Source organism: Fructobacillus fructosus KCTC 3544 (genome assembly GCF_001438695.1).
GTDB lineage: Bacteria > Bacillota > Bacilli > Lactobacillales > Lactobacillaceae > Fructobacillus > Fructobacillus fructosus.
The window spans coordinates 40,655-49,637 of the sequence record NZ_JQBH01000012.1 but is presented as its reverse complement, the minus strand read 5'-3'; the positions used below and the strand labels follow the sequence as shown (position 1 = coordinate 49,637).

Below are 8,983 nucleotides of genomic sequence, written 5' to 3'. Positions count from 1 at the left end.
TTTTTTTATTTTGGATATAATAGTAGCAAGCTACTCGGGCTGTACGCAGTGGGATAGTGGAAATGACGGGAAAAACGCAGACGTGCGCCCGTCTTTTTTTGTGTTTAAACGCAAATCAGCAGAAAGTCAGCAGTAAATTGTGACTATAAAAGAAAAGACAGAACGCATGTCGCTCTAAGTGTTTCAAGTTTTCATGATTTACTAAGAAAGTAAAAATCAAACATAATTAGAATAAAATCAAACGTAAAAATGCGTTATAATTTGTACGTCGTTACCGTAGCGACTTTTAAAGGGCATTAGTCCTGTACATAAATAGCACCAGAAATTCAGACATTTTTCAGACACATGTTCTTAAAAGTTCTGTTATATAGGCGTTTTCATTTCCGTTAGTCGGCATATATGCTAGTATCTAATTTTAAAAAGGGGTCTGACCATGAATAATGGTCAGATCTCTTTTTTATTCTCTTTTAAATTAGATGTATTGATGTATAATGTCCCTATAAAATTGAAGGGAGGATATTGAAATGTCATTTGAAGAAAAATTCGACGCAACAAAGGATAAGCTAGCTGGAGAGGCCAAGAAGGCTGAGGGCGAAGCAAAGAAAGTTGCTGCTGACGCAAAGGATGCTGCTAAGGATGTGGCCGATAAGGCAAAGGAATCTTTTAAGAAGTAATCCATGGGGCACTGCCCCGTACATAGTGATGTAACAGATAATCAGACGATAAAGAGAGTTGATTAAAGAATTTGTTCGACCCGTTCAATCATGTTTTCTGGAATATTACCAAGCAAGCGACGCATCGGTTCTTCGTTAATTGGTAGTAAGCTATCAAAAATACGGAGTAGGTTTAAAACTTGATCCTTAAAAATTTGCTTTTCACTCTGCTTTAAAAAGAGGCCAAAAAGAAGAAAAAGGATATAAAAATCACTTTCAGTATGTTTAGTCTGTCGTTGTTTGCAGCTAGGTAGTAATTTTTCAGGATAAAAGGCCTGTAGTTGAGATTGAGTGATTGTTTCCTTTGCACAAAGCTGTCCAATTAGTTCGCCATGGGCGAGAGCATTGCGAAAATCGAGGAAGAAACGAAGTGCCTGTTCAAAGAATGGCAAGGTGATTTTTTGGTTTGAGTCGTTGCAAAAGCCGTTGGCAACGGCCTCGCGTATGGCATCAGGGCTAGCGGCATACCAATGTTGGAATTGGCCAAAAGTCATTTCGTTAACTAATACCCAGGGAGGAATGTTTCCTTGTTGTTGAAAGTCTTCCAAGGTTTGCGAAATGTGCCTTTTTTGTTGTGTTATGTGGAATAACCTGGCTAAATGTCGTTTTTGTGCACAGGTGCTGGTGTTATAATGATCGATTCTTAGATAATTGTTTTGTTGAACACCGAATTTTTTGGCCGGTTCATACTGAAAGAGTGATTTGATATTTTTTTCGATTGATAAAAGAGCTTGAAGTAGTTCGGAAGAAAGACGATTTTCTAGCATTTGAAGAACGCCAAGTGTTTCAATGGTGATACCAGGAATGAATTTTTCGCTATGGTGATCTTTTTTGAAGGCTTGCCTATATCCATCAACTAGGGTTTCGTATGAATACTTTTTGAGTGTGTAAATGGCACTTTTAGGGGATTCTACTTCAATGTTATATTGTTCTCTCAGCACGGTCACTTGCTGATTCCAATTAAGAAATGGTTGTGTTTTAACTGACATATTGACACCTAGACCTTTGTATTAACAAAACCTTGTATTTGATAAAGCCATTTTAGCACAAGTGCGAACGCCTGTTCGCGCTTGTGCTGTTTTTTTTACAAAAATGGTTGCTCAGTGGAAGAAACCATTACAAAATTTGGCATTTTTTCTTATTGAATGGACCTATTTTTTCTAATTTTTGGTACTAAATTCAAAACAAACGATTTAGACAAAGACTTGATAAGCTTGCAAAGCTATTGTAATTTGACTTTTTAAGTGATGAAAAAGTCCGCTAAATAGGCATTTAAGTACATATCGTTATGACTTTCACTTGTAAGAAATCTTCTTGTTAAATTTGCTTAATGATTTCGAAATATCTTGATATTCCTCCGACATCTTCAACTTGCTATTCTGACAGGGTTAGAGATTAGGGAGAGCAAGTATATGAGAATCGTAAAAAAAACATTGGTCATAGCGACCTTTACAGCATTGACAATTTTAGCTGCCGTTGGAATTTCGTTTAGCCACACACATACCGGAAATTCACGGTCCAATCAAAAGCAGATGGTGACTGCCGTTTCGTCAAGTATTTCAAAAGTCGAACCGACTTCAGATTCAATCAAAACGGATGATACGCAGGAAAGCCAGGAAGCAACTGGGAGTTCAGTGAAAGCAGACGCAACTGTGCAAAACGAGGGGGCAAGCTCTACCGTTTCGAATGCTAGACCAACTTCACAAGTCAACACGACTGCTTCTACGACAAAGAAGCCAGCAGAAGCGCAAACACGACTGCAGCAATGACGGCTCCAGCAACTGCTGGGACGGCGACGGAGTCAACGACTATTTCGGTTAAAGAGGCGGTTCGTACAGATGGCTTTAACTTTTTAGGTCAGCATTTTGACATTAGTTCTTTTTCAAATACAACTGGTGGCAACACACCTCGCTGGACACCGTATATTTTTCAATGGACAGCGTTGCCAAACTATTACTTAGCTGAGGCTGCTTCAAGTGCAGGATCGGCTGTTCGACAGCTGTCAATTGGAAGTGAAGTTGTTGTTAACGGGCAAACATATCACGTAACAGACATTCGACACGGGATGAAGCGTCTTGATTCGATGGATGTGGTTGAAAGTCTTTCAGGACAGCATCAAATGGGTCTACAGACCTGTGATGACGCTTCCGGATCATACATTTCAACTTATTGGTTTGACTAAATCATAAAAAAGCAGAAGGTTTTCTTTCTGCTTTTTTCGTATAATAAAAAGATAAAAGTTAGGGAGGATTTACCATGCGACTTTGGCATTATCGAATAATTCCAGCATTATCACGGCAGCACTTACTCGGACAGTGGCGAGAATGTTTGGCAATTACGGGGGCCATCCGTAAGAACGGACGGGTTAATCACGCAACGGTGAATCGCTTAAATGATTTTGACTTGCAACACCTGTTTGTCTATGTCGAATTAGTAAAACGGGAGATGACACGGCGTGGATATAAGACTTCTGATAAATCACACCAAAAATTGATTGATGATGTGGAATACGATTGGACACAGCCAATCTCGTTTAGTGAAAATGAGGTGGGTGATGTTTTGTTGACAGACGGGGAACCACTTTTTGACGGTTTTCACGATAAGCGGTATCTGCTGCAAAATCTGTACATGATGCAAGAGAAGGCCGATACGGATCAAATCGAAAAGAAGACCTGGGAGCAGATGTTAAAGCAAGTAGCCAAAAAATACCCAGAATTTTTAAAGATGAAATAAAAAAAGCGAGTCGTCATTAGACGACTCGCTTTTTATACTTTAAATCGGTCTGATTATGCCTTTTCAGCGTTTTGAATTTCTGACTTGTGACCAAGGAAGAAAAGGATCAAACCAACAATGACGTAAGCTGACAAAACGCCGGCTGACATTCCGATGGCATGACCATCAAAGAAAGTTAGGTTACGCAAGAGCGAACCAGTTGCACCAGGTGGCAGGAGTTGTCCGAAGAAGCCCCAACCCTTTGGTAACATTTCAGGTGCTGAAGACAGACCAGAAAGTGGGTTACCAAGAAGAATCAAGAGAACGGCTGCGATTCCAAGACCAGCGTTTCCCATGACTTCGAGCAAACCAAGAACGAAGAAGCCAGTTGCTGCGATCCCAAGCATGGCACCGAGTGACGTCAAGAAGTAGTTGCCGTTGAAGGTTCCCACAACGAATTGGATAACACCAACCAGGCCAAGTCCACCGACAAAGGCGAAGGCGATGGCAGCCCAGAACTTTTGCTTCTTACCCTTCACCGTGTTGGCGATGGCAACAGCACCAATCCAACCACCAAGGGCGATTGGCAAGGCGCCGGCGGCCAGTCCCGTTCCCTTAGGGTCAGCCTTAGGGAAGGCTTTCAATTCAACGACTTTCAAAGTCTTAGCGTCGATGGCTTGAACCTTTGCGTCCAAAGCCTTCAACATCGTGGCATCAGTTGCCTGTGCTTGCATCTGGGCAATTTGGGCCTTGGCAGCCGTCTTTTGCTGAGCAACAACGGCGTTACCCATCGTTTCCAAGGCTTGGGCAACGGCCGTAGAAGCAGCCGTTGCCTTGTACAAAGTCATGTCGCCGGTGTTTGAAACTTCAAAGGCACCGTAGACCTTACGGTTGTTAACGGCGTCCTTCATTGAAGAAACAGACTTGTACTGCTTAACGTCGAAGCCCTTCTTTTCCAAAGGCGTGGCAAACTTATCGTATACAGCCTTGTCAGTCGTGACAACACCAACGGGTACGTTGTTCACACCTGAGTTAACGGCTGGCAGTGAAAAGGTGGTCATCATGATTCCGAGAACCACCGTCAAGCCAACAGCTAAGGTCAGGATGAACTTAGGTGATGATACTTTCATTTTATATTCCTCTCTTTTATGAGCTGTATTAATTATAGAAAAGGAAGCAAAATAAAAAAACCAACAAATGTTGGTTAGGAGTTGGATAAGTATTTAGATAACCTTAGCCATTAGTGTTGTAAGGGTTTTGAACTAATTGGATAGCGAGATTAGGTATGATGTGACTGATAATGTTGGCAAATTCCTCCGGCGATTCTTTGAAACCATTTTTTGCCCAAGTAATAAGGGTTGAAGAAACAGCTGAGGTGAGTAGCACAACAACGTACTCTCTTGGGACTGTCAGATATTCATCAGAGATAATGCCTTCGAAAACAGTGCGACTTTTGTCTTGCATGGTTTTTTCGAAAGAATTGCCAACGTTATTCGAAAGCATCAATACAAAAAGTTCACGGTTTTGATTGATGTTTTGAACAATTCCGGTCGCTCGATCTTGAAATTGTTCGATTAAGGGCTTATTCGATTGCCAGTTCACGTCAGGTAAATTGTTGATCAAGTTATCCAACAGTTCTTCTTGCAATTGGTCCATTAAATCGTATTTATCCAAAAAATGAGCGTAAAAGGTTGAGCGATTAATCGCCGCCTTATCGATAATCATTTTAACCGAAATACGATCGAATTTTTTTACTTTCAGTAAATCAATAAAGGATTGCCGAATTGCTTGATCAGCTTTAGAAAAGCGCACATCGTTTTTATTTTTCATATGAAACTCGTTTCAGTTGACTCTAGTCCGCCTTAACAGGAACCGCAATTTTTCCACGAAAGTCATCGGCAAACAAGCCCATCATGTAAGAGTCATGGTACTGACCTTCAGCAAAAAAGTGGTCCTTGAGGCAACCTTCTTCAACAAAACCAATCTTCTTGTAAATATGCACGGCAGCAGCGTTTTCAACATCGACGTATAGATAAATCTTATGTAGGTTGAGCACGTTGAAGCCGTATTCGATTCCCGCTCGCATACCAGCCTGAGCAAGGCCATGTCCTTGGAATTTTTTGTCAATGATGATTTGAATTTCGGCGTGACGGTGAATCGTATTGATTTCCATCAATTCAACGACACCGGCAAAAACACCATCTTTTTCGATGACGAAACGACGTTCAGTTTGGTCCAACACATGCCGGTCATAAAGAATGGAAAGTTCATCAAAAGAATTGTAGGGCTCTTCAAACCACAGCGCCATCACTGACCGGGAATTCTTTTGTTGATAAATATGGGGTAGGTCCTTTTTTTCTAACGGACGAATGTTCATGGAAACCTCTTTCTTTTTTATAACTAACTTTAGTGTATCATTATTAAAATAAAAAAAGACGGAATCGAAGGATTCCGTCTTTGTTGATTGCCCCTGCTGGATTCGAACCAGCGCATAACGGCACCAGAAGCCGTCGCCTTACCGCTTGGCCAAGGGGCAATTACTTGATATATATTAGCGGATTTTTATTCGAAATGCAAGTAATTTGCATAAAAAAGTCGTTTTTTTTAGTCCTCTATTAAGGGCAGGAATTGACCTAAAATGATATTTGAAAAATCAAGCTAGACCAATTATAATTGATAGAGGAAATAAAGGGGATAACCCCAGATAAAACTGGACTATTCTGGGAAAAGGAGACTTTCACAATGGCTATACCACGTTACATTGAAATACATAATGAAATCAGGCAGCGGATTGCGGCCGGAGAATGGCAAACAAATAAACGTTTACCCGCTGAACGTGAGTTGGCAGCTTCGTTCAACGTTTCCAGAATGACGTTACGACAGGCCATTCAAACCTTAGTCGACGAAGGCATTTTGGAACGCCGTGTTGGTTCCGGAACCTTTGTGGCCGAAAAGAAGGTTTCCGAACGCGCTTTGGGTGTGACTTCCTTTACCGAGCTTATGAAAAAGTCTGGGAGGAAGGCTCAGTCAGTAACCGTTTCTTACAAAGTCACGACACCATCAGTATCTGAAATGGACCATCTGAAGTTGAACGCAGAGGACGAAGTTCTGGTGATGGAACGCTTGCGTTTGGGTGATTCTGAACCCATCCTACTGGAACAGACGACTTTGCCAGTGAAATTGGTGAACAACTTTACTCGGTCAGAGTTGACCGATTCGCTCTACAAGACGTTGATTGACGCCGGAATTCAGCCGGGTCGGGCGGAGCAAACCATCACGGCTTCTCTTGCCACAGAACGCCAAGCTGCACTGTTAGAAATCAAGCGTGGTGATCCTATTTTGTCAGTGCGCCAGGTATCTTATGATCAACAAGATAATCCATTCGAATACGTCCGTTCTTACTATGTTGGTGAACGCTTTGAATTTAAATTAACACGATAATGACTGTGTCCTCCGCTAAGCGGGGGACTTTTTTTGTGCGCTGAAAAAATATTTTTTGGGAGTTACGGGATGCTTCCCTAGTGTTGTGTTGCATATGACGCTATTTACCAAGCGATATTCTTTTGTCCCTTATGCCTGATATTTTTTTAGATAAGAATGGGAGGACCGATGTTATGGTCTTTCTAACAGATTGAAAAGATTAATTAGAGTCAATAAAAAATAGTTATAGAGTCTAAAAAGTCTAAAGTGTCTTATAAAGTGAAGATTTGCACAATGTGAAGGGGGCTGATATAACTAAGTCAGAACTAAGTCTTATGACCAAGAAAATCTGAAAGGAGATTGTCACATGGAGAAAAAATGAGTTACTTTGAACAAATGAACGAGAACAGTTTACAGTTGATCAACGGAGGTAGTCGGTCGACTTACCGTGCTGGGCAAGCTTTTGGTACCACAGCTCATATGGCTTTCGCGGTGGTGTTTCATCTTGGACTGTAATGAAATAGGGGGCTATTATGAAAAAATGGCAGGTACAAGTATTGAATGATCATGAATTACTCACAATTAGTGGCGGAATGATTTGGCGTCCAACTAATCACACTACGGCTAAGGACCGAAGGGACTTCATTGAGGGTTTTTTCAATAAGTTATTTTAAAGGATAGAAATTATTAAAGGGCTTAGTTTAGCTAGCGACTATTGGTACAATAGTCGTTTTGCTATGTATTGAAAAAAATTATCACTTTGTCAGGAGAGTAGCTATGAATCTTCAACTAAAGCATCCTCATAACATACCATTTGTCCTTTTCAGCTTGATTGGGCTAGTTTGGTTATTAGAGCAGCAATTTATTGGTAAGTCATTGGTTACGTTTATAGTTGGCTTATTTATCACGCTTTCCTTATTTGGAATTGCTGGATTGAAAGGACTCTTTCAAAAAATGAAAGGGCCCTTTTGGTTCCCAATCTTTTGCTTTATAATGTATTTTTTGATTGAAATATTTTACACCATAATTGCTGTGACAAGTACAGGTAATCGTTACTTGTTTAAACATGAAATGGTTAATCAAGTCAAATATTTACATGGACTTGACGAGAAAATTTGGTATGGAGTGCGTTTTTTATTTTCAGCGGTTAATGAAGAATTGTTGATGATTCCTCTTGTCTTACTAGTATTCATCTTGCTAAAAAGAACAAGACTAGCTTGGTGGATAGCCAGTCTTGCTTCAGCAATTTTATTCGCTTCCCTCCATTTCAATGTCTACTCCCTCAATGTTTGGGTCATTGGACTCTTGATGATTGGACGAATTCTTCTCAACGAAGTTTTTCGTTTAACCAATTCAATTCGAACACCGATGTATGTCCACTTTCTATTCGATACTTGTAACCTGTTTTTTATGATGCTTTAGTTTATTAATAATTTGTTACAAGATTAATGATTGAAAACGGAGGAAATTGATGAACGTGCAATTGAAAAATTATAAGAATCTTCCCCTCGTAGTTTTACTAATAATCGGTTTTTCTTGATCACTAGCCCGTCCAGTTGTTGGTGAGGATTTGGGTACTTTTTTAACTGGACTCTTAATTACGCTACTGTTATTTGGTTCAGCGGGGTTAAAAAATTTATTTAAAAAAATGCATGCTCCGATTTGGTTTCCGTTTTTCGTTTTTGTCATGATGAAGTTATTTGATGGATTCTATATGATGATCGTAAGTGCAGCCACCGGTAATCATCATCTTTTTGAGCACGTTAGTACACACAATTTTGCCCATTTACATCGTTTACCAGAGAAATTGTGGTGGGCGGGACAATTTTTGTTTTCTGCTATTAACGAAGAATTATTGATGATACCAATTGTATTAACGATGTATATTCTTTTAAAGCGAACAGCAACAGGTTGGTATATGGCTAGTTTCCTTTCGTCAATTTTCTTTGCCTACCTGCACTATACCGTTTATGCTATGAATGTTTGGCTAGTTATAGGCTTGATTATTAATCGTTTGGTGTTAAACGAGCTCTTTCGCCTAACAAATTCTTTGCGGGCGCCAATGTGCGTTCATTTCTTAAATGATGCGGTGGGGATATTAGGCTGGATGTTATAATAGTCCCAGTAAAATGCAGATA

General features: G+C 40.2%; 12 protein-coding genes and 1 tRNA gene. 8 read left to right on the top strand and 5 right to left on the bottom strand.

Annotated elements, in window-relative coordinates; translation table 11 throughout:
- The first annotated feature begins 524 nt into the window (after positions 1 to 524).
- Positions 525 to 674: a hypothetical protein gene (locus IV71_RS08225; RefSeq protein WP_010692143.1), complete on the top strand. Its 150-nt coding sequence runs from the start codon at positions 525 to 527 to the stop codon at positions 672 to 674.
- 62 nt (positions 675 to 736) lie between these two features.
- On the opposite strand, the gene IV71_RS06335 is transcribed toward IV71_RS08225, so the two are convergent.
- Positions 737 to 1,702, bottom strand: a complete 966-nt coding sequence (locus IV71_RS06335) for an Abi family protein (RefSeq protein ID WP_010692142.1) — start codon at positions 1,700 to 1,702, stop codon at positions 737 to 739.
- Between the two features lie 423 nt (positions 1,703 to 2,125).
- Here IV71_RS06335 and IV71_RS06330 point away from each other — a divergent pair, with 423 nt between their 5' ends.
- The 3 genes from IV71_RS06330 to IV71_RS06320 all read left to right on the top strand — a co-directional run bounded on the left by IV71_RS06330 (position 2,126) and on the right by IV71_RS06320 (position 3,446).
- Positions 2,126 to 2,482 carry a hypothetical protein gene (locus IV71_RS06330; RefSeq protein WP_010692141.1) on the top strand — a complete coding sequence of 119 codons (357 nt, stop codon included), beginning with the start codon at positions 2,126 to 2,128 and terminating at the stop codon, positions 2,480 to 2,482.
- The gene (locus IV71_RS06325; RefSeq protein WP_010692140.1) at positions 2,479 to 2,895 is read left to right on the top strand and encodes a hypothetical protein; all 417 of its coding nucleotides are present in this window, start codon (positions 2,479 to 2,481) and stop codon (positions 2,893 to 2,895) included. The genes IV71_RS06330 and IV71_RS06325 overlap by 4 nt, the downstream gene beginning before the upstream one ends.
- Before the next feature lie 74 nt (positions 2,896 to 2,969).
- A complete protein-coding gene (locus IV71_RS06320; RefSeq protein ID WP_010692139.1) occupies positions 2,970 to 3,446 on the top strand; it encodes a pyrimidine dimer DNA glycosylase/endonuclease V in 477 nt (158 codons plus the stop codon).
- Positions 3,447 to 3,499: 53 nt separating this feature from the next.
- On the opposite strand, the gene IV71_RS06315 is transcribed toward IV71_RS06320, so the two are convergent.
- The 4 genes from IV71_RS06315 to IV71_RS06300 form a co-directional block, all read right to left on the bottom strand.
- A complete protein-coding gene (locus tag IV71_RS06315) occupies positions 3,500 to 4,555 on the bottom strand; it encodes an ABC transporter permease (RefSeq protein ID WP_010692138.1) in 1,056 nt (351 codons plus the stop codon).
- A gap of 103 nt (positions 4,556 to 4,658) precedes the next feature.
- The gene (locus tag IV71_RS06310) at positions 4,659 to 5,255 is read right to left on the bottom strand and encodes a TetR/AcrR family transcriptional regulator C-terminal domain-containing protein (protein ID WP_010692137.1); all 597 of its coding nucleotides are present in this window, start codon (positions 5,253 to 5,255) and stop codon (positions 4,659 to 4,661) included.
- A 22-nt stretch (positions 5,256 to 5,277) separates the two neighbouring features.
- Entirely contained in the window at positions 5,278 to 5,802 is a 525-nt protein-coding gene (locus tag IV71_RS06305; RefSeq protein ID WP_010692136.1) for a GNAT family N-acetyltransferase, read from the bottom strand.
- A gap of 87 nt (positions 5,803 to 5,889) precedes the next feature.
- A tRNA-Gln gene (locus IV71_RS06300) sits at positions 5,890 to 5,961 on the bottom strand.
- Between the two features lie 206 nt (positions 5,962 to 6,167).
- Here IV71_RS06300 and IV71_RS06295 point away from each other — a divergent pair.
- From IV71_RS06295 to IV71_RS06285, 4 genes are all read left to right on the top strand, one after another.
- Positions 6,168 to 6,866 (top strand): GntR family transcriptional regulator, encoded by a 699-nt coding sequence (locus tag IV71_RS06295; RefSeq protein WP_010692135.1) that lies wholly within the window; start codon positions 6,168 to 6,170, stop codon positions 6,864 to 6,866.
- A 512-nt stretch (positions 6,867 to 7,378) separates the two neighbouring features.
- Positions 7,379 to 7,519, top strand: coding sequence for a hypothetical protein (locus IV71_RS07960; protein ID WP_010692133.1), 141 nt, complete (start codon positions 7,379 to 7,381; stop codon positions 7,517 to 7,519).
- Positions 7,520 to 7,622: 103 nt separating this feature from the next.
- The gene (locus tag IV71_RS06290; RefSeq protein ID WP_010692132.1) at positions 7,623 to 8,267 is read left to right on the top strand and encodes a CPBP family glutamic-type intramembrane protease; all 645 of its coding nucleotides are present in this window, start codon (positions 7,623 to 7,625) and stop codon (positions 8,265 to 8,267) included.
- A gap of 148 nt (positions 8,268 to 8,415) precedes the next feature.
- Positions 8,416 to 8,961 carry a CPBP family glutamic-type intramembrane protease gene (locus IV71_RS06285; protein ID WP_010692131.1) on the top strand — a complete coding sequence of 182 codons (546 nt, stop codon included), beginning with the start codon at positions 8,416 to 8,418 and terminating at the stop codon, positions 8,959 to 8,961.
- Positions 8,962 to 8,983 lie beyond the last annotated feature (22 nt).

Bases quoted from the DNA above. Each gene is read 5' to 3' on its own strand.
- IV71_RS06290 (WP_010692132.1), top strand. From the start codon at position 7,623: ATGAATCTTCAACTAAAGCATCCTCATAACATACCATTTGTCCTTTTC.
- IV71_RS06335 (WP_010692142.1), bottom strand. From the start codon at position 1,702: ATGTCAGTTAAAACACAACCATTTCTTAATTGGAATCAGCAAGTGACC.
- IV71_RS06330 (WP_010692141.1), top strand. From the start codon at position 2,126: ATGAGAATCGTAAAAAAAACATTGGTCATAGCGACCTTTACAGCATTG.
- IV71_RS08225 (WP_010692143.1), top strand. From the start codon at position 525: ATGTCATTTGAAGAAAAATTCGACGCAACAAAGGATAAGCTAGCTGGA.
- IV71_RS06305 (WP_010692136.1), bottom strand. From the start codon at position 5,802: ATGAACATTCGTCCGTTAGAAAAAAAGGACCTACCCCATATTTATCAA.
- IV71_RS06315 (WP_010692138.1), bottom strand. From the start codon at position 4,555: ATGAAAGTATCATCACCTAAGTTCATCCTGACCTTAGCTGTTGGCTTG.
- IV71_RS06320 (WP_010692139.1), top strand. From the start codon at position 2,970: ATGCGACTTTGGCATTATCGAATAATTCCAGCATTATCACGGCAGCAC.
- IV71_RS06295 (WP_010692135.1), top strand. From the start codon at position 6,168: ATGGCTATACCACGTTACATTGAAATACATAATGAAATCAGGCAGCGG.
- IV71_RS07960 (WP_010692133.1), top strand. From the start codon at position 7,379: ATGAAAAAATGGCAGGTACAAGTATTGAATGATCATGAATTACTCACA.
- IV71_RS06310 (WP_010692137.1), bottom strand. From the start codon at position 5,255: ATGAAAAATAAAAACGATGTGCGCTTTTCTAAAGCTGATCAAGCAATT.
- IV71_RS06325 (WP_010692140.1), top strand. From the start codon at position 2,479: ATGACGGCTCCAGCAACTGCTGGGACGGCGACGGAGTCAACGACTATT.